This is a genomic window from Pseudomonas sp. GW821-FHT03E01, from assembly GCF_059420765.1.
This window is the reverse complement of the sequence record NZ_JBWKUI010000002.1, coordinates 23,342-43,881: the sequence shown is the minus strand read 5'-3', so window position 1 is coordinate 43,881 and position 20,540 is coordinate 23,342. Positions and strand designations below refer to the sequence as shown.

Below are 20,540 nucleotides of genomic sequence, written 5' to 3'. Positions count from 1 at the left end.
GCGACTGCTACGCAGCCGAGCGGGAGCAAGCTCCCTCGCCACAATAAGATTATATTTTGCGCAATTGTTCCAACGCCTCATACGGCTCCCGCGCCCAGCGCTCCACCCGTTCACGAAGCAACGCCGAGGCTTCGCGACGCTTGTCATCGCCGTCGCCGACAAACACCTGCGACGGCTGCTTGGCATGTTGCCCCACCGCTGCAAACACTTGCCGGCGCTGCTCGATGTCCAACGCAAAGAACGCCGCCAACCGCCCCGCCATCGCCTGCGGCAGTTCGCTGTAATTCACCGCCCAGCCACCAAATGCCTGGCATTGCGCCAACCCCGACGCCAGCAATTGCCCCAACCGCCGAGCGATGTAATCCTCACGGCCGCTGAATGGAAATTCGTCATCCAGCACACTGGCGCCGATCATCCCCGGCACCATGTGCACGCCCGGGCGACGCAGATGCGAGACAGCAATTTCCAGCGGATCGCGGTAAAGAAACAGCCACGGTGTTTCAGGGAAGCACTCGCGCAGTAACGGCAGTTCACCGATGTTCCAGGCGTCGAGTTTGATCACCAGCCGTTGCTCCACGCCACGTCGACATTGCCCGTAGGCCGACAGTAACCCTTTGATCGCCGCACGGCGCTCGACAGCAGGCAAATCGCTGCGTAGCAACGCGTCCAGTGGCGGGGGTTCGCTGATGACAATGTGGTTGTCGAGTCGCGCCAGCATCTGGCTGATCAGGGTCGAGCCACAGCGGGACGCGTGAAAGATAAAGGCGCTCGGTGTCAGGCCGGGACTGCAAGCCTGCCAGTCCGCAAGGGTCGACAATGCCGTTTTTCGGCGGAATGCCTGATTGAACGGCAGTCGCAGCGCATCCTCCATGGCGTCACGAAAAAACGGCTGATGCAGCCGCGTGTCACCGAACCAGCACCAGTCGACTGGCCATTGCCCAGCCTCTTGCCACACGCGAATCGGCAACCAGCCTTCGAGGTTCAGGCGCTCCATTGTTCAGTCCACTGGCGGCGACCATCGCGCATCGCCGCACGCAATTCTTCGCGGGTGAACACAAGGCCACGCTCGGCGGCCAGCTCCAGAGTGCGGGCGACAAAGGCTTCGTTGTCCCGCAATCCCTGCAAGGACTTGCACAGCTGCGGATCGCCGGCCAGCAGTGCGTTGAATTGCTCTAAAGCTTGATCACCGACCAGCGGCGACGGCGTGGTTGCCACCCCATCGATAATCGCCTGCTCCAGCCAGGCACCGGGCCGGCAATCGAGCACCAGATGAATCCGTGTCTGGGTATCGCGGTTGTCTACGCGATGAGGTCGCGCCAGGTCGAGGTACCAGCACTCGCCAGCGGCCATCGGCATGCGCTGGCCGTCCAGCATGAAGTCCACTTGAGAGGGGCTGAGCAGCGGGATGTGCAGACGCAAGTCCGCATCCGGCTCGCCCAGGTCATAGTCACGATGCTCATGGATACGCCCGCCCGGGCCAAGTCGCAACAGGCGCGCGCAGACGATCTCCAGCGGCAGATCCCGCAGCCCTTGCTGCCATCGACCATCCCGTCGCCAGGGTTCGCGCACTCGAGGCTCACCGCTTCCGGGCGCCAGCTCGGTCAAGGCATCGGCCGCGGAAATCAGCGCCACGCCGCTCCAGTCACCGGTGTAGTAAGCGCTGTTGAAATGACCGTGCCAGTCGTCCTCACCGATCGCCGCCAGCGCCTGCAACAGCAACGGCAAATCCACCGTCACCGGCAATCGGGAGAATGCCGGTCGGCTCATCGTTTTGGCAGCACCGCACATTCGCCGAGCCAGGTCAGCAAACGGTCAAGACAGGCCTCGACCGATTGCGCGCCCGTATCGAGCACCAGCGACGCACACGGCGGTGGTTCGTAAGGCGCGGAAACACCGGTGAAGCCCGCCAACTCACCCCGTCGAGCCCGGGCGTAATGACCTTTGGGATCACGCTGTTCACACACCGTCAAAGAGGCGCTGCACCAGACTTCGCGGTAATCCTCGCCCAGCCGTCGGGCAAACAGTTCGCGCAACTCCACCAAGGGCGCAATCATCGCGAGGATGACAATCTGCCCATTCTCGACCAACAGCGCCGCCACTTCGCTGGCGCGGCGGATGTTTTCCAGGCGATCACTGTCGGTGAACCCCAGATCGCGATTGAGCCCGACCCGCAGTCCATCGCCATCGAGCACCACACTCTGCACGCCATGTTCGAACAGCTCGGCGTGCAGTGCCTGGGCCAATGTCGACTTGCCCGCCGCCGGTAAACCGGTCAGCAGAATCGCCGTGCCGCGATGGCCGTTGCGGGCCTCCCGTTGGGCGCGGCTGATGCTCGCCGTCGGCGCCAGCAGGTTAGCGGACCGGGGCATGGGCCACCGGCGGTACTGAGATGTTGCCCGCCGCCCACGCCGCTTCGCGATTGGCCAGTGCGGTGGCGATGGACTGGACTTCGGTAGATTGCACCTCGTCCGGCAGCGGATCGAGACCGGCGCTGGCGAAGATTTGCCCGTAAGCGTTGCGCAGGTCAGCGTAGGACAGGTCGCGACGCAGATCGGCCTGCAACGTGTTCAGTTCGCCCTGGATCAGATCCAGTTCGCCCAGCCCGGCCGCCTGATAGCGGTTGCGCAGCTGGCCGATGATTTGCCCGTCGATGTTCGACAATTGCTGATTGGTCTGGAACTGCCGCAGTGCTTCGCGGTAGTTGGCGTTGGCCACGTAGAGCTGGGCCAACACTGCGATGGACATCGCCTGACGACGTGCCGCGGCGACTTCTTCGCCGGCCTTGGCGACATCGATCGCGGCGGGTGCGGAAATCACATTGAACAGGTTCCAGGTGACTTTCACCCCGTAATCCGCCCAGCTCTGTTCCACCAAAAACGAGTTGCTGTCGTAATGCCCGCCAGCGGAGAACTCCAGCCCTGGTAACAGGCGCAGCATGGCTTTGCGGGTTTCGGCCGCGCTGATGCGGGTCTGGTAATCCTGCTCGCGCAACTCCGGCCGACTGGTCAGGGCTTCCTGCTCCAGGCTGGCGAGGTCGACCTTGAGTTCCGGAATGTCGTAATCGTCCTGGGTCGCCAGCGTCAGCTCGGTATTCAGTGGCAGGTTGATCAGGGTCGCCAACTCGGTTTTTGCCAGCGACAGCGCGCGGCGTTGCTCTTCCAGTTGCCGGGTGGCTTCGATCAGCGAGCGCTGATAAGCCAACGACTGGATCGGATCGCCGATACGCTGTTGGCTCATGCTCTGGCTATTCTCACGGGCGGTATCGACCCGGGCCATCAGGCTGTCGATTTGCTTGAGCAAACGTTCGGCGGCCACGGCTCGCCAATAGGCCGAGCGCACGTCCTGGACGATGGTGTTGATCACCTTGCGCCGACGTTCCTGCACGATCAGCCGCTGATCGCCCTGCTGCTTGGCGCTGATGTAGCTGACGCCGAAGTCGAGCACGTTCCAGACCATGGTCAGGTCCGCCACGTCACGGTCGCGGTCCTGGGAGGTCGACGGTTCCAGAGACTGGGTGCCGGTGCGCACGCTCTGGCTGCTGGAGGCGTTGACGTTGTTGCGCCCCACGTAACCGGCATCCAGCGCCATGCGCGGCAGCATGTCGAAACTGGCGAGGTCGAGTTGGCGCTTGGCCAGGGCTTCTTCCATGATCTTGAGCCGGCCTTCGAGGTTGTATTTCACCGCGCGGGCCATGGCCTGGTGCAGGGTCAGCGGGCCGCTGAGGGGCTCCTGACCCTTGTACATGTTTTGCAGATCGCTTTTGGCGCGCTGTTGGCTGACGCTGCGTTCGATCGGTTGACTGGTGACTGCACATCCGCTGATCGCCAGCGCCAGCAGGCTGGCGCCGAACAACTTATGACTTCTTTTCATCCTTGTATTGCCCCCGGTGCCGCACTGCTTTAATGATTTTTTCAGGCCTGCATTTCACTGATGCCGACCTGTTGCAAAGCCGCGGCCAGGCAGTCGACCTGCCGTTGCTCGGTGTCTTTGAGTTGTTGCAATTGCTGGCCTAGAGTCGGTGCGCCAAACACGCCGCGCAGCCCTTGGGAAGCATCCCCCGCTTTGATTGACTGATTACCAAAGGTGTTCAGCGAATCCCCCTCGCTACTGGTGTTCTGATTGAACAGGCTCGACAGCGTGCTGCTGCCGAAGACCCCACCATCGCCCCCGCCAAAGCCGAGGAAGCCGTGGCCTGAGCCATCGCCACCGGTGTCGCTGCTGGTGAATACCTGGGCAATAAAACTCGGCGTCAGCGCCCCGTGGTTTATGAAAATGTCGCCCAGAGGCCGAATGCCATTGCCCATCACCCGTTGTTCAAACAACGGGGCAAAGGTCAGTGGCGAGCCGAGATCGCCAGTGGGTGGGGTGAAGATGATCGGTTGCAATGGCACGTTCGGTGGATCGGCCACGACCACCGGTGTCAACACCAAGGGGGGTGGCGTCGGTACGGTGTTGATTGTGTAGTTATTGGATACCGCGACGCTGGCGCCCAGGTTGCCCGCCAGGTCCGTCACATTGCTGGTGTCCAGCGCAATGAAGTTGCTCGGGTCGGTAATGTTCGCGGTGGGCGTGAAGGTCCCGGTCCAGGTCTTGCCGCCGTCGCTGCTGGCCAGATTGGTCAGTTCACCGTTGGTCACGCTCAGGTCCGACAAGTCGAAGTTGCTGACCGCTTCGCTGAATGTGAAGGTCACCAGTGTCGTCTGGCCAATTCCCAACACCGGATTGGCAACCACGATGCTGACGGTCGGACGGGTCGCATCAAGTGCGTAGTTGTTGGAGATGGCGATGCTGGCGCCGGCATTGCCCGCGGCGTCGAGCACATTGCCGGTGTCGAGCAGGATCAGGTTAGTCGCATCGTTGACGCTCGCGGTCGGCGTGAGTGTGGCGGTCCAGGTCACTCCGCCGTCGCTGCTGGCCAGGTTGGACAACACGCCATTGGCCACGCTGAGGTCGGACAGGTCGAAACCGGACACCGCTTCGCTGAAGGTAAAGGTCACCGTGGTGGTCTCGCCGATACCCAGTTTATTGTCCGCGACCACAATGGTCGCGGTTGGACGCACGGTGTCGATGGCGTAGTTGTTGGAGTCGGTCACGCCGACGCCGCTGTTGCCCGACACGTTGGTCACACCGCTGTTGTCCAGGCGGATCAGGTTAGTGGTGTCCGTGACGCTGGCGGCAGGCGTGAAAGTCGCCGTCCAGGTCACGCCGCCATCGCTGGAAGAAACACTGCTGAGGGTGCCGTTGGCGACCGTCAGGTCAGCATTGGTGAAACCGCTCACCGCTTCGCTGAAGGTAATGGTCACCAGCGAGGTTTCACCGGCCTTGAGGGCACTGTCGGCAACGACGATGGTGGCGGTCGGCACCTGGGTTTCCACCACATAGTTGGCCGAGTTGGTGGTGCCCGCTCCAGTGTTGCCGGCCACGTCCGACACGCCGCTGTTGTTCAGGGTAATGATGTTGCTGGCGTCGGTAACCCCGGCAGTCGGGGTGAAGGTCGCGGTCCAGGTGAGGCCACCGTCGCTGCTGCTGACCGCGCTCAAGGTACCGTTGGCGACGCTCAAGTCACTGTTGTCGAAACCCGTCACCGCTTCGCTGAAGGTGATGGTCACCAGGGCGGTTTCCCCCGGTTTCAGGGTCGAATCACTCAACACGATGGTGGCCGTCGGACGCTGGCTGTCGATGGCGTAGTTGTTGGAATCAGTGGTGCCGCTGCCAGCGTTGCCCGCCAGGTCGCTGATCCCGGTGTTGTCCAGGGTGATCAGATTGGTGGTGTCGTTGATGCCCGCCGAAGGCGTGAAGGTCGCCGTCCAGGTGATGCCGCCATCGCTGCTGCTCACCGCGCTCAGCGTACCGTTGGCGATGGTCAGGTCGGCGTTGGTGAAACCGCTCACCGCTTCGCTGAAGGTGATGGTCACGAGCGAGGTTTCGCCGATTTGCAGCGCCGTGTCCGCGACCACGATGGTAGCCGTCGGGCGCACGGTGTCGATCGCGTAGTTGTTGGAATCGGTGGTGCCGCTACCCACGTTACCGGAGGCGGCCGCCTGCACGCCGGTGTTGTCCAGGGTGATCAGGTTGGTCGCGTCGGTGATGCTGGCGGTCGGGGTGAACGTGGCCGTCCAGGTGATGCGCCGCCATCGCTGCTGCTCACTGCCGTGAGCGTACCGTTGGCGATGGTCAGGTCGGCATTGGTGAAACCGGTCACCGCTTCACTGAAGGTAATGGTCACCAGCGACGTTTCACCGATTTTCAGCGCGTTGTCGGCCACCACGATGGTGGCCGTTGGCAGCACCGTATCGATGGTGTAGTTGGCCGAGTTGGTGGTGCCACTGCCGGTGTTGCCGGCCACATCGGTCACACCGGTATTGTTCAGGGTGATGACGTTGCTCGTGTCATTCACGCCGGCGGTTGGGGTGAAGGTCGCGGTCCAGGTGATGCCGCCATCGCTGCTGCTCACTGCCGTGAGCGTACCGTTGGCGATGGTCAGGTCGGCATTGGTGAAACCGGTCACCGCCTCGGAGAAGGTGATCGTCACCAACGATGTTTCTCCGGCACTCAGGGCGGCGTCCGCCAGGACGATGGTGGCCGTCGGGCGTTGGCTGTCGACGGCGTAATTGTTGGAGTCGGTAGTGCCGCTTCCAGTATTGCCGGCCCCATCGGTCACCCCGGTGTTGTCCAGGGTAATCAGGTTGGTCGCATCGGTGATGCTCGCCGCCGGCGTCAGGGTGGCGGTATAGGTGATGTTATCGCTGGTGCTCAGACTGCTCAGGGTACCGTTGCTCACCGTCAGGTCGGCGAGGCTGAAGCCGGTCACCGCCTCGGAGAAGGTGATCGTCACTACCGAAGTCTGACCCACCGCCAGCGCCGAGTCCGCAACCACGATGGTGGCCGTCGGGCGCACGGTATCGATGGCGTAGTTGTTCGAATCGGTGGTGCCGCTGCCCACGTTACCGGAGGCGGCCGCCTGCACGCCGGTGTTGTCCAGGGTGATCAGGTTAGTCGCGTCGGTGATGGCGCTGGTCGGTGTGAACGTGGCCGTCCAGGTGATGCCGCCGTCGCTGCTGCTCACCGCCGTGAGCGTACCGTTGGCGATGGTCAGGTCCGCGTTGGTGAAACCGCTCACCGCTTCGCTGAAGGTGATCGTCACCAGTGAGGTTTCACCGATTTTCAGCGCGTTGTCGGCCACCACGATGGTCGCCGTCGGCAGCACCGTATCGATGGTGTAGTTGCCGGAGTTGGTGGTGCCGCTACCGGTGTTGCCCGCCAGATCACTGACCCCGGTGTTGTTCAGGGTGATGACGTTGCTCGAGTCATTCACGCCGACGGTCGGGGTGAAGGTCGCGGTCCAGGTGATGCCGCCGTCACTGCTGCTCACCGCCGTGAGCGTACCGTTGGCAATCGTCAGGTCGGCGTTGGTGAAACCGCTCACCGCTTCGCTGAAGGTAATGGTCACCAGCGAGGTTTCGCCCGCGGTCAGCGTCGTATCGGCCAGCACAATCGTGGCGGTCGGGCGCACGGTGTCGATGGCGTAGTTATTGGAATCGGTGGTGCCGCTGCCGGCGTTGCCCGCCAGGTCGCTGATCCCGGTGTTGTCCAGGGTGATCAGGTTGGTGGTGTCGTTGATGCTGGCGCTCGGGGTGAAGGTCGCGGTCCAGGTGATGCCGCCGTCGCTGCTGCTCACCGCAGTGAGTGTGCCGTTGGCGATGGTCAGGTCAGCGTTGGTGAAACCGCTCACCGCTTCGCTGAAGGTGATGGTCACCAGCGAGGTTTCGCCGATTTTCAGTGCCGAGTCCGCGACCACGATGGTGGCCGTCGGGCGCACGGTGTCGATGGCATAGTTGTTGGAATCGGTCGTGCCAATGCCTACGTTACCGCTGGCGGCCGCCTGCACGCCGGTGTTGTCCAGGGTGATCAGGTTGGTCGCGTCGGTGATGCTGGCGGTCGGGGTGAAGGTCGCCGTCCAGGTAATGCCGCCGTCGCTGCTGCTCACCGCCGTGAGTGTACCGTTGGCGATGCTCAGGTCCGCGTTGGTGAAACCGCTCACGGCCTGATCGAAAGTGATGGTCACCAGTGAGGTTTCGCCGATTTTCAGTGCGTTGTCGGCGACCACGATGGTCGCAGTCGGCGGGACGGTGTCGATCACGTAGTTGTTCGAATTGGTGGTGCCGCTGCCGGTGTTGCCCGCCAGATCACTGACCCCGGTATTGTTCAGGGTGATCAGGTTGGTCGTGTCATTGACGCTGGCCGAAGGCGTGAAGGTCGCCGTCCAGGTGAGGCCGCCGTCGCTGCTGCTCACCGCCGTGAGCGTACCGTTGGCAATGGTCAGGTCGGCATTGGTGAAACCGCTCACCGCTTCGCTGAAGGTAATGGTCACCAGCGAGGTTTCGCCCGCGGTCAGCGTTGTATCGGCCACCACAATCGTGGCGGTCGGGCGTACCGTATCGATGGCGTAGTTATTGGAATCGGTGGTGCCGCTGCCGGCGTTGCCCGCCAAATCGCTGATCCCGGTATTGTCCAGGGTGATCAGGTTGGTGGTGTCGTTGATGCTGGCGCTCGGGGTGAAGGTCGCGGTCCAGGTGATGCCGCCGTCGCTGCTGCTCACTGCCGTGAGCGTACCGTTGGCGATGGTCAGGTCCGCATTGGTGAAACCGCTCACCGCTTCGCTGAACGTAATGGTCACCAGCGAGGTTTCGCCGATTTTCAGTGCCGTGTCCGCGACCACGATAGTGGCCGTCGGGCGCACGGTGTCGATCGCATAGTTGTTGGAGTCGGTCGTGCCAATGCCCACGTTACCGCTGGCGGCCGCCTGCACGCCAGAGTTGTCCAGGGTGATCAGGTTGGTCGCGTCGGTGATGCTGGCGGTCGGGGTGAAGGTCGCCGTCCAGGTAATGCCGCCGTCGCTGCTGCTCACCGCCGTGAGTGTACCGTTGGCGATGCTCAGGTCCGCGTTGGTGAAACCGCTCACGGCCTGATCGAAGGTGATGGTCACCAGTGAGGTTTCGCCGATTTTCAGTGCGTTGTCGGCGACCACGATGGTCGCGGTCGGCGGGACGGTGTCGATCATGTAGTTGTTCGAATTGGTGGTGCCGCTGCCGGTGTTGCCCGCCAGATCACTGACCCCGGTATTGTTCAGGGTGATCAGGTTGGTGGTGTCATTGACGCTGGCCGACGGCGTGAAGGTCGCGGTCCAGGTGATGCCGCCATCGCTGCTGCTCACCGCGCTCAGTGTGCCGTTGGCGATGGTCAGGTCGGCGTTGGTGAAACCACTCACCGCTTCGCTGAACGTAATGGTCACCAGCGAGGTTTCACTCGCGGTCAGCGTTGTATCGGCCACCACAATCGTGGCGGTCGGGCGTACCGTATCGATGGCGTAGTTGTTCGAATCGGTGGTGCCGCTCCCGGCATTGCCCGCCAGGTCGCTGACTCCGGTGTTGTCCAGAGTGATCAGGTTGGTCGTATCGGTGATGCTGGCGGTTGGGGTGAAGGTTCCCGTCCAGGTGATGCCGCCATCGCTGCTGCTCACCGCCGTGAGCGTACCGTTGGCAATCGTCAGGTCCGCGTTGGTGAGACCGGTGACCGCTTCATTGAAGGTGATGGTCACCAGCGAGGTTTCGCCGACTTTCAGCGCATTGTCCGCCACCACGATGGTCGCGGTCGGGCGTACGGTGTCGACCGTGTAGTTATTGGAGTTGGTGGTGCCGACGCCGGCGGTGCCCAGGCCGTTTATCACGCCGGTGTTGTCCAGGGTGATGACGTTGGTCGTATCGGAAATACTGACGGACGGGGTGAACGTTGCCGTCCAGGTGATGCCGCCATCGCTGCTGCTGACGGCGCTCAGGGTGCCGTTGGGGATAGTCAGGTCCGCGTTGGTGAAACCGGTCACGGCCTCGGAAAAGGTGATCGTCACCAAGGACGTTTCGCCGATGCTCAGTGTGGTGTCGGCGACCACAATGGTCGCGGTCGGCGGTGGCGAATACGCGGTGTTGAGTACGCCACCGTCGTTGTAGATAGTCGAGAAAGAGGTCGGCGAGGTGCCGGTTGAACCTCCGCCCTGCGCGGTACCGCCTGCACCACTGGCTGCGGCATTACCGGCCAGGGCCGCGAAGTTGGCGGCCGTCATCAGCAGCGTGCCTTTGTTCCAGATCGCACCGACGCCCCGGCCGCCAATGCCGCCATTACTGGCATTGCTGCCTTGGCCACCGCCACCGCCACCGCCGCCACCGGCGCCGATGTTGTTGCTGATGGTCGACGTGCCGATGACGGTTATGGTGCCGCTGCTGGCGTTGTAGATCCCGCCTACCGCGTTGCCGCCAGCACCACCTACCTTGTCCCAACCGGCCCCGCCGCCGCCACCGCCAATGGAAATCGTGCCATTGGTGGCCGTCGCACCGTTACCGCCGTTGCTGTAATAGGAAACGCCCACCCCGCCAGCACCGCCAGTGGTGGAACCACCGCGACCGCCCATGTGGGTGGCGTCATAACCGCCGCCATAACCACCGACACCGCCGCTGCCCGCCTGGCCGCCCAATGTGCCGGTGCCCGGCCCTGCCGAACCGCCGTGCCCGCCGCCCTGGCCGCCCAAACCGCCACCACCGCCGCCGCCACCGCCGTAAAAAGCGCCCGTGACACCGCCGCCGCCACCACCACCGGAAGCGGCGTTGGAGGTCACGGTAACGTTTTTCAGGGTCAGATTCCCGGCGTTGAAAATCCCCCCGGCCATTGCGCCCGTGGCGCCGTAGCCACCGTTGCCACCGTTGCCCGCCACCAGGCCACGGGTGATCACCAGGCCATCGAGCGTCACGGTACTGCCAGACGCCACTTCAACCACTCGGGTCTTGTACTGACCATCAAGAGTCACATCTGCCACACCGTCGTTGTTCAAGTCGCCATCAACGTAGACGTTCTTGTTGATCAGCAATTCGGAGGTCAATTGCACCGTCATGCCGGTGCTGAATGTGACGATATCGCCGTTCTGCGCCGAGGCGAGGGCGGCACGCAGCGAGCCGACGCCCGTGTTGGCGTTGTTGGTGGCGGTCCAGGTGGCCAGGCCCCACTGATACTCGCTCATGGCCTTGGTCGAGAGTACGTTGGCGCTTTCGATGTTGCCGGTGGCAATTTCCAGATTCCAGTCGCCACCGACCCCGGTGCGGTTGCTGGAAGCGGCGATATCACGGCCGGTCAGTTGCGCCAGCGAGTCGACGAAACTCAAGCCGCGCTCGCCTTCGGCGGTGTAGCAGCCGTAGATCATGATGTCGCCGCCGACGTTCATGTCCTTGCCGATTTCCGCCAGCACGGCGCTGCGGGCCGCGACGTTATCGGCCGACAGATAACTATTACCCAGCCACAGATCGCCTGCGTTGCCGTGGGCAATGATCTGCACCGAACTGATGCCCTGATGGGTGTCGAGGTAGTCGGCAATCTGCTGCAAGCCGTCCTTGCCCGCGTCCAGCTGGACCACCTGAGTGCCCGGCGCGACGCCTTTAAGCAGGCTGTTGGCGTCCTTGACCCGCGAATCGACGAACACCACGCTTTGCCCTGGCACCGCGACAGGTGTCGGGGTTGGCGTGGCATCGGCCTGGCCGTGGGTGTCCTTGCTGGCGACCGACTTGTCGGCAGTCGGTGCCTTGACCGCGTCGGCCGTGGTATGGGTGTCAGCCTGGGCAGTGTCGGCCACTGTGGCGGCCACCGCGCCGTCGAACAGCATGCGCGGCTCCAGGGACATGATCATTGGCGTGGCCAGCGCTCGTGCGCCTTCGGTAACCCGCGACTTGCCTTTGCTCCACCACATGCTGCTCACCCGGACTCGAACTTTTTGACAGACCAATGAAAACGCCGCGATCAACTGATCGCGGCGTCGGCTTTCATACGAATGACATTGGCGGCGCTGGCTGAGCCATCGAGCCAAAAGGACAACTCGGCGTATTGCTTGAACAAATCCGGCGGCAGGATCGTGCGCCTGGACTGCAATTGGACCTTGGCCTTCACCTTGTGCAGCCCCGAGAGGCCAAGGGCCTGGTCGAATTCCGGTGCGTCGTAGGCCAAATGATCGAAATCATGTTCGAACCAGGGTTCACCGATGAAGTCGTAAACCAGCCGCATCACCCGCTCTGGCGCCTGACTCAGCAGGTCGTAATCGATGATCAGCAGTGAGTCGGCGTGTTCGCCGTAATAGGCTTCCTTGAGGGCGGCCCAGGAAAACCCCACCAACCGATTGCGTTGGGCCAGGGTTTCGCAGCGGCTGTAGACCGTGTTGCGCTCAACCGCATCGCCGAACAGCTTGGTGTTTTCGAAGGGATTGGCGCGGTACAGGCGCTCGATGCTGTCCATGACCCAGGCGACATTGCGCACACAGGCAATGATCTTGGCTTGAGGGAACAGATCGCTGATCGCCGGCAGGCGCGAATTCCACAAGCGGTTGGTGTCGAACACCACCGGTTTGTCGGCCTTGTCGGCGTAGTAAGAATCGAACAGGCCACGCAACAGGCGGCGACGCAGGTCGGTGTCGATCACCGCGCCGAATTCGCTGCCGGCGCTGCATTGCTCCAGAACGCCGGAAAAGAGTGCGCCCACGGGGCTGGTCATGCCGGCATGGAAACGCGGATTCTGCAAAAGAATGGCAGAAAGCAGGGTCGAGCCCGAGCGCGGCAAGCCGGAGATAAAGTGGAACTGCTGCAATCCATTCACCCGTCATTCAGTCCTTTGTACGACGGAGCGTAGACCATGAATGGCCTTACAGCTAGTGGTGTTTTGATATCAAATTGGAGCTAAATCGACTGGAAAACGCAATTGATATAACCGTTTAAAAGTTGAATCGTTTAAGCCCTGAAACCACGGATTACTTCAGCACATACAAGCGTGCCACGGCGCCTCCCCCCCGGGCTTCGTCGACGCGTTGCCAGCCCGCGGGCAATGGAGCGAACTCGTCCGCCCCCTCGAGGGTACCGACCAGCCATACCCGACCAGTGCCTTTGGGCAAGGCATCGAGGCTATCCAGGTAGATGTCATTGGTCACCAGCGTACCGAAACCGTAGGCGTTCGGCCGGCTCGACCGGCCATCGGCCAATGGTGGCGTGTACAGCATCGGTTTGGCGTTGGTCTGGTTGTAATAGACGTAACTCAGGTACCAGAGCATGTCACTGGTGACGATTCGGTCGCCGGGCATGAAGTGCTGGTTCACGTGTTTGGCCATGACGCTGATCTGATCCTCAGTATCCACCGTGGCATTGTTCTTCACCCCCACCAGCTCGACACCGGCAAACAGCAGCAGCACGGCCAGTGCCAAGACCTTGAAGTCTGCGTACAAGCGATCGACGGCCAGCGCGACAACCATCGGCAGACCCAAGGCGTAAGCGGTCAGGTAACGCTCGATGAACACCGGCGAGATGAACGACACCGCAAACACCAGCAATAACGGGACTGCGGTGTAGATCACCGCCAGCGCACTGCCACGGAACACACTGCGGTCGCGGGCCAGCGCCACGCCCGCCAGGGCCACCAATGCCAGTGGCAGCGCGATAAAAATCAGCGTGGGCAGGTTCTCGCCATCGTCCTGGATCAGGAGCGACCAGATCATCGACGGCAACGAGTCGAGCATGACGGGGGGCTCCCACCCCACATCACCATTGGCCTTGAGCAGATCCAAGTGCTGGATCAGATCGATCAGGCTGGGCACCCACGGCAAGTACAACAGCACGATGGCCACATTGGCCAGCCACCAGCCCGAGCGCTGAATGTGCCGCAGTCGGTACCCTGGCTGCACACGGATCAGGCCCAGATACAACCAGTGACACAGCACGCACAGCGCGGTGAAGTAATGGGTGTAGAACGCCGCTGTCATCAGCAGGGTGTAGATCACCAGATAGCGCGTGCGTTGTGGCCGTTTTATCCAGTACACCAGGGCGATCGTGGCGCCGATCAGCCACATCCCCAACAGCGAATACATCCGCACTTCCTGGCTATACCGCACCGCCGTGGGCAACAGCGCCAGCAGAACCCCGGCCAGCAACGCGGCGCGGCGGGTCGCGAGCAGGTCCACCAGCCAGACACCGAGCCCGACCGTGGCAATACCCGGCAGCGCGCTCAGGCAACGAATCGAAAAAATGCCGTCGCCGAACAGCCCGATCCAGCCGTGCAGCAGCATGAAATACAGCGGCGGATGCACATCATGGGCTGCATGTTCCCAGATCCCGGCCAGAGAGTACTGGCTCAACAACAGGCTGGACCCTTCGTCACCCCAGATCGCCGCCGCCGTCAGGTCGTAAAAACGCACCAGCGCAGCCAATGCCAGGATCGGCAGCAGCCAGTGCTCCCGCGCCCACCGCAATAAGCGACGGGCAGCCGCCCATGAGCCCGGTGTCGCGTGCGGATCCTGAGTGTCACCCAGCGGTGTTTCTCTGCGCGCCTCCATTGCCTCCCCTTGTTTCAACCTGATGTGCCTCGACCTAATGAACTTCGACCAGTGAATACGCAATTTTCTCAAGCACTGTAGGACAGGCTCAGGCCCGTCGTCGATGCTGGCTTTACGACGGACGACGTCCGGCAATCATTCCGATCAGCGTCTACGCTTTGGCGTGGCGTGACCCAGCCACGGAGATGAACGGAGTCGGCTGATCACTGCGATCCGCCCGGATAACCGGGCCTGCGATGTGACATATCAGACACTAACCTGAGGGATGAGGAACTATGGAAGTATTCATGGGCACTATCCAACCTTTCGCCTTTAACTTCGCCCCCAACGGCTGGGCCCTGTGCTATGGCCAGACGCTGGGGATCTCGCAATACCAGGCGCTGTTCTCACTGCTGGGAACCTACTATGGAGGCAATGGCACCACCAATTTCATGCTGCCCAACCTGCAGGGCCGCATGCCGATTGCCCAAGGCAACGGCCTGGGCCTGACCCCGCGTGTCATCGGCGAGGTCTCCGGGACCGAAAACGTCACCGCGACCATCAATAACCTGCCCAACCACACCCACGCCCTGTCCGGGCTCACGGCCACCACCACCCTGCAACTGGCCAGCCCGGCGAGCAACCCGGTCACCAACCCGACCGCGACCAACTCGTACATCGGTGCCTCGGGCGGCGGGCCAGGCTCGGCGAGCATCTACTCCGATCAGCAAGGTGCTGCGGCGGTACCGCTCAAGGGTGTCACCAGCACGGTGACGGGGGAAATCTCGTCCGCCGGCAATGGTTTGCCCATGACGGTGATGAACCCGTTCCTGGTGCTCAACTTCAGCATCGCCCTGAACGGATTATTCCCTTCGCGTAACTGAGGGTCTGGCCGGGGGATGCACATCCCCCGGCCACTTTTGCTTGATGGAGGGATGCCATGCTGCAACAGGTTCAAAGCCAACACTTTCAGGCACTACTGGGCAAGACCGGGACGCTGCGGCTGCCCGATGGCAGTGAATTGCCGATCCATATCGACACCCTTAAAGAAACGCCCCATTCACAGATGCCCAAAAGCGAGCGCATGCCGTTCAGCGTCGAGCTCAACAGCCTGCAACCCACCGACTTTGTCGATGGCTTGTGTGCGCTGGAGTTGCCGGAACTGGGCCAGGTGGAAAATATTTTCGTCTCGCGAGTACCGACCATGGGGCGGGATCCCGACGTGGGTTATTTCTACATCGCCTTCAACTGAGACTTTGTGGGAGCGGGCTTATGTGGTGAGCCCCTCACCACGGTTTTTTGTATTGCTCTTAACCCTGCGGGTACCACACCAACCGCTCCGCCGCCGGGTTGCGCTCTTCAACCTGAAACCCCAGCGCCAGGTAATGCTGGCGCGCATGGGGATTGTTGGCCCAGACCACCGTCGCCACAGGGCAGCGGATTTGTTGCGCGGCTTTTTGCACGCCTTGCAGCACCGTCCGCCCGTAACCCCGGCCTCGGGCCTGGGGGATGAACGCCAGGTACAGCACGCGAATTTCATTGGGACCGAAGTCGGTGGTCAACGCGCCGATGGCTGTGTCGAGTTTCTCGATCACGTAATGCATGGCGTCGGGAAAGTTTTCCCCCAGTCCTTGTTCCTGCACGGTGAATTGCTGGGCAACCACCTGTTGGACCACTTCCTGCTCGCCGTCGATCCATTGCAGATCCGGCCGCGCCGCCTGGTAAAGGCTGTGCAGAAAAGGTCCATCGCTGGCCCGCGAAGGCCTGACCACCAGGCCATCCGCTGCCACTGAATCGCTGTTCGCCATCGCTGTTCCCCCTTAGAAACCGCTTTCCCTGACCCCCAGGGCCGCCATGCGCCGCCAGGCAACGCCCAGCAACGATTCGCCGCTGCCCTGCAACACCACAATGCCGCGCAAAGGTTGCACCGGCGTCGGCGTCTCTTCGAGGACGCTCAACCGCGCGCCATACTGCGCCTGCACCGGTTCGGCGCGCTGATGCTCATCCCGGCGTACGGCAATCGGCCCGTGATGATCGGAAGTCAGCGCCTCTTGATCGACATAGGCCGCGCCGTTGGTATCGATTTCGCTTAATTGCACGGCGATCGCCGGGTGCATCGGGTCATCGGCGATGAACCGCCCGCGAGCACCCGAAGCAACACGCCAGAGCTCGGCTTCAGCCAGATAACCGCGCAACCGCGCGCCGTCTTCGACCACCCGCACCAAAGGATCTTTAGTCGAAAGCCAGCGACCGACCGTTAACTGCGGCAACAGGTCGCGCACCTTGCCGGCGTGGGGCGCACGCAATAGCAGTCGCTCACGCTGGGCGACCAGGCCGCGGTATTCAGCCACCGCTTCCGCCAGGCGCTGCTCGACGATTCCGGCGTCGGCCGCGGTTTCGCTGCGGCTGGCCTGACGACGCATCTGCAACTGCTGAATCTGGATCTCGCGGCGGACGATGGCCTGGCGTGAGTCCAGGTCCGGTGATTCCAGCTCGATCAGCACCTCGCCCTGGGCGACAACCTGACCGTCATGCACATTCACCGTTTTTACCCGCGCCGCCACCGGCGCGTGCAAGGCGCTGGTGTGTCCCGCCTCCAACATCGTCGGCAGCTCCACCGCGCTGCGCCACGGCAGCGCCAGCAGCAACAACAGCCCGAACAATGTCAGGCTGCTGAGCAGTACCCGAGGTGTATGCGCCTGTTCGCGACGACTCCACCATTGCCGCCACTCGCTCAGGATCGGCAGGAAGATGAACCACACCAGCTCCACCAGCATCAGGAAGATCCCCAATACCTTGAAGAACAGGTGATAAACCGCCAGCGCAATCCCGAAAAACAACGCCGCGCGCCATAGCCACGAGCCGTATCCCCAGATCAACAACCGCCGCTGCATCCTCGGCGCCCACGGCTCCGGCGCCGGGGCAGCGTAGCCGAACAGGAACTCGCGCAATCGCCAGCGACACAAGGCAAAGGCACGTCCCTGAAGGTTGTCCACTTCCCAGAAGTCGCTGAGCAAGAAGTAGCCGTCGAAACGCATGAACGGGTTGAGGTTGATCACCAGCGTAGTAATCCAGGTCGCACTGGCGAGCATGAACGCCGCCGTGCGCCCGGGGCCATCGGGCAGCAGTGACCAGGCGAGCAGCGCGATACAGGCCAGCACCAGTTCCGCCAGCACCCCGCCGGCGCCGATCAGCAAACGCGCACGTCTATCGTTGACCCGCCAGGCGTCGCTGACGTCCGTGTAGAACATCGGCAGCAGCACCATGAACGCCACGCCCATGCTCTGCACCCGACAACCGGCGCGCTTGGCCATAAAGGCGTGGCCGAATTCGTGGCACAGCTTGGCGAAAAACAACGCCACCGCGAACGCCAGCGCGCCACCGAGGCTGAACAGGTGCGGAAAGGTGGCGATGAATCGCTGCCAGTCCCGCGACACCAGAAACACCCCGAGCCCCAGCGTCGCGGGCAATCCGTAGCGCAATGCGCGCGGGCCGAAACGCTCCAGCCACGGCCAGACGCGATTGAGAAAGGCGTCCGGACGCCACAGCGGAATCCGGAAAAACAGGTATTGATGCAGCAGGATTTTCCACAGGCTCTGGCGCTGAGCCGCGGCCTTCAGGCTGTAACTGGCGCGCTGCGATGGGTCGAGGGCGCTGATCAGGTCGTGGCCGCGCAAAAATTCCAGCAATTGCTCAAGCGCCGCGCCGTCCAGCGGCAGCCCTGGCTCGCGGTTGGCGGCACGCAGCACCTGCTCGGGATCACCCAGGGACCAATGACGCAGCAAGCGCATCGCCGCCGCGCCGAGTTTGAAATAACGTCCACGCACCGGGTCGGCCAGGGTCCAGCATGGTGACCCGTCGAGGGCCGGCGCCGCCGTCGACAATTGCAGGTCTGCCCGCAGGCTCGGCAGGCTCATCTAAAGGCCTACGCTCTGACGCAACCCGGCCAGCGGTCGACGCAACAGGTACAGCGCCAGCGGCGCACGGTCACCGAAGACTTTCGCCGTGCCACGCAAGCCAATGCGCGGCGGTGCGCCGTCGAATGTCGCATCCAGTCGATAAGCCAGTTGCCCGCCAGCTGTTGGCTGCGCTTCATAGGCCGAACGTTCGAGCCTGGCCTGGTGCCGCTGCAGTGGATCGCTGTCGAGAAACAGTGCGACCTGCGCCCCAGGCTCCAGGGCGATCGCATCGCCCACGGCCAATTCGATGCGCAACTCGGCCTGATTCGGGTCGGCGAGTTCCATCAAGCGCTCGCCGGTCTGTACCGGTTTGCCGGTCCAGCGTTCGGCATCGGCGAACACCGCGATGCCATCCCGCTCGGCACGCACTTCGCTGCGTTTGAGCAGTTCACGGGCGTAATCCCGTTCGGCGCGTTTCTGCTCGACACGTGCGGCCAGCAGATCGATTTTCGAACTGGATTCGGCATCGGCGAAGGAACGTTGGGAATTGGCCTTGAGTTCCGCTTCGGCAACGCCCAGAGCGCGCTCGGCCACATCAGCCTGAGCCTTGAGCGTGGTGCTTTCGAAGCGCAGCAGCAGGTCGCCGGTCTTCACCGTCTGGTTGGGTTTGACCAGGAACTCGGCGATCACCCCGTCCAGCGGCGCCGCGACCACCCGACCGCCCAACGGGACGACCTCAGCCGGCGCCAACACCGATTGGCGCACCGGAATCAGTAACCCGAGCAACAACACGGCGACCAGTGCCACCTGACGCTTGCGCGTCCAGCGCAGTCGCCAGGGTTTGCGCGGTTGCAGCGCCAGCCAGGCATGGCTGTAGGTGTCGCCCAGTTGCGACAACAGCACCTGCTCGGCAGGGTTCCACGGCACATCCCGCGCCAGCCACAGCCCGCCGAAGATCTCGCCCTGATGATCAATCAGTGGCAACCAGAACACCTGAGCGGCCGACAGACTTTGCCAATCGGCCTGAATCGATTCACTGAGCAGATCGGGCGCGATCACCCGTGCCTGTTTCAGCACCTCGAGCTTGAACAACTGCGCGACCGCTTGCTCGACAAACGCCACGAACGGCGCATTCGGCTCCACCGCACTGACACCGGTCACCGCCTGCACCTTGCCGGCGATCAACAATGCGGCATGGCGGAAACTGAACAGCGACTGACCGTCATTGACCAGGCTGTAGGCCAGTTGCGAAGAATTACGAGCCGCGCGGGTCTGGCGTTCGAGGTCGAGAAACCTGGCGAACACCTGCTCGGCGCCGCCCGTTACCGGGGCGTTCACTTGAGCTCCGCGAAACGCGCCGTTCCGCTCATGCCGGCCAACAGGCCGCTGGCGTTGGGCAGTGTCGCCACCAGCAGCAAGGTCTGGCTGCCTTCGTCGATCCGCGCGCCGAGGCGCTTGACCGTGGCATCCAGCGGCTGACCGGTTTCATCGGGGACAAAACTGAACGTCTGGCCGGGCTTGAGCTTGCCCATCCAGCGTGACGGCACCAACAGGTGAATTTCCAGGGTGCGGTTATCGACCACATCCAGCAACGGCGCACCGGCGGCAACGCTTTCGTAGCGCTTGACCTTGCGCTCGACGACCTGGCCATCGAACGGCGCGACCACGCTGCAGCGCTTGACCTGAACCTGATAAACCTGAGATTGCGCCTGGGTTTCGCTGACCTTGGCCTCGGCCCGCGCCACTTCAAAGCGCCCCACCGAATTCAACGCCGCCAGTTGCCGATTATGGGCCAGCTCCTCACCGGCGCCACGATTGGCGGCCTGTGCCGCGTTGAGCTGAGCCTGATAAGCCGAACAGTCAAACCGCGCCAGGGTGTCGCCCTTTTTGAACGACTCGCCCTCACTGAACGGCAACTCGACAATCCGCCCGGACAACTCACTGGCGAGCACCGCCTGATCCCGGGCTCGCAACACACCACGGGCCTCACTGCTGGCTGACGCGTTACCGCCGACCGCGTTGCTTTCCAGCAGCGGATCGTCTGGCGCAGGCGTTTGCGCCTGTACTACGCACGTTACAAAGGTTAATCCCGCAACCCAAACACGAAAACGCCGCATAACCGTAACTCCCTGACGGATGAGCGGAGTCTACGACAGCGGGGGAACGCGTCAAGCGGATGGCCATCATTGGTTGGAAATGTAATGTTTCAAAAAGGACAAAATTTTCAGAGCGGTCGTTGATTTCCGAGCTCGATGAGT

General features: G+C 62.6%; 14 protein-coding genes. 2 read left to right on the top strand and 12 right to left on the bottom strand.

Going from position 1 to position 20,540, the window contains the following annotated elements; all coding sequences use genetic code 11:
* Positions 1 to 49: 49 nt before the first annotated feature.
* The 8 genes from AC07VO_RS03125 to AC07VO_RS03090 all read right to left on the bottom strand — a co-directional run bounded on the left by AC07VO_RS03125 (position 50) and on the right by AC07VO_RS03090 (position 14,404).
* Entirely contained in the window at positions 50 to 994 is a 945-nt protein-coding gene (locus tag AC07VO_RS03125; RefSeq protein WP_495007479.1) for a sulfotransferase family protein, read from the bottom strand.
* The gene (locus tag AC07VO_RS03120) at positions 982 to 1,767 is read right to left on the bottom strand and encodes an aspartyl/asparaginyl beta-hydroxylase domain-containing protein (protein WP_086944208.1); all 786 of its coding nucleotides are present in this window, start codon (positions 1,765 to 1,767) and stop codon (positions 982 to 984) included. Before AC07VO_RS03120 ends, AC07VO_RS03125 begins: the two co-directional genes overlap by 13 nt.
* Complete coding sequence (cysC, locus tag AC07VO_RS03115) at positions 1,764 to 2,369, bottom strand: adenylyl-sulfate kinase (RefSeq protein ID WP_018929393.1); 606 nt, start codon at positions 2,367 to 2,369, stop codon at positions 1,764 to 1,766. The genes AC07VO_RS03120 and cysC overlap by 4 nt, the downstream gene beginning before the upstream one ends.
* On the bottom strand, positions 2,353 to 3,870 hold the full coding sequence (locus AC07VO_RS03110) for a TolC family protein (RefSeq protein WP_064615746.1): 1,518 nt from the start codon (positions 3,868 to 3,870) through the stop codon (positions 2,353 to 2,355). The genes cysC and AC07VO_RS03110 overlap by 17 nt, the downstream gene beginning before the upstream one ends.
* Before the next feature lie 41 nt (positions 3,871 to 3,911).
* Positions 3,912 to 6,068: an Ig-like domain-containing protein gene (locus AC07VO_RS03105; protein WP_495007488.1), complete on the bottom strand. Its 2,157-nt coding sequence runs from the start codon at positions 6,066 to 6,068 to the stop codon at positions 3,912 to 3,914.
* Positions 6,068 to 11,785: an Ig-like domain-containing protein gene (locus tag AC07VO_RS03100; protein ID WP_495007478.1), complete on the bottom strand. Its 5,718-nt coding sequence runs from the start codon at positions 11,783 to 11,785 to the stop codon at positions 6,068 to 6,070. Before AC07VO_RS03100 ends, AC07VO_RS03105 begins: the two co-directional genes overlap by 1 nt.
* A 50-nt stretch (positions 11,786 to 11,835) precedes the next feature.
* Complete coding sequence (locus AC07VO_RS03095; RefSeq protein WP_086944194.1) at positions 11,836 to 12,681, bottom strand: sulfotransferase family protein; 846 nt, start codon at positions 12,679 to 12,681, stop codon at positions 11,836 to 11,838.
* 151 nt (positions 12,682 to 12,832) lie between these two features.
* Positions 12,833 to 14,404, bottom strand: a complete 1,572-nt coding sequence (locus AC07VO_RS03090; RefSeq protein WP_086944195.1) for a glycosyltransferase family 39 protein — start codon at positions 14,402 to 14,404, stop codon at positions 12,833 to 12,835.
* A gap of 275 nt (positions 14,405 to 14,679) precedes the next feature.
* Between AC07VO_RS03090 and AC07VO_RS03085 the strand changes: the two genes are divergently transcribed.
* Both AC07VO_RS03085 and AC07VO_RS03080 read left to right on the top strand, forming a co-directional pair.
* Positions 14,680 to 15,267, top strand: coding sequence for a phage tail protein (locus tag AC07VO_RS03085; RefSeq protein ID WP_018929399.1), 588 nt, complete (start codon positions 14,680 to 14,682; stop codon positions 15,265 to 15,267).
* A gap of 56 nt (positions 15,268 to 15,323) precedes the next feature.
* A complete protein-coding gene (locus tag AC07VO_RS03080; protein ID WP_007940987.1) occupies positions 15,324 to 15,635 on the top strand; it encodes a DUF6916 family protein in 312 nt (103 codons plus the stop codon).
* A gap of 58 nt (positions 15,636 to 15,693) precedes the next feature.
* Here AC07VO_RS03080 and AC07VO_RS03075 read toward each other — a convergent pair whose 3' ends face one another.
* The 4 genes from AC07VO_RS03075 to AC07VO_RS03060 are packed head-to-tail and all read right to left on the bottom strand — an operon-like array spanning position 15,694 to position 20,399.
* Positions 15,694 to 16,191 (bottom strand): GNAT family N-acetyltransferase, encoded by a 498-nt coding sequence (locus tag AC07VO_RS03075; protein WP_018929400.1) that lies wholly within the window; start codon positions 16,189 to 16,191, stop codon positions 15,694 to 15,696.
* Positions 16,192 to 16,203: 12 nt separating this feature from the next.
* A complete protein-coding gene (locus AC07VO_RS03070) occupies positions 16,204 to 18,300 on the bottom strand; it encodes a site-2 protease family protein (protein WP_086944196.1) in 2,097 nt (698 codons plus the stop codon).
* Positions 18,301 to 19,620, bottom strand: a complete 1,320-nt coding sequence (locus AC07VO_RS03065) for an efflux RND transporter periplasmic adaptor subunit (RefSeq protein ID WP_018929402.1) — start codon at positions 19,618 to 19,620, stop codon at positions 18,301 to 18,303.
* Positions 19,617 to 20,399, bottom strand: coding sequence for an efflux RND transporter periplasmic adaptor subunit (locus AC07VO_RS03060; protein ID WP_018929403.1), 783 nt, complete (start codon positions 20,397 to 20,399; stop codon positions 19,617 to 19,619). Before AC07VO_RS03060 ends, AC07VO_RS03065 begins: the two co-directional genes overlap by 4 nt.
* Positions 20,400 to 20,540: the final 141 nt, after the last annotated feature.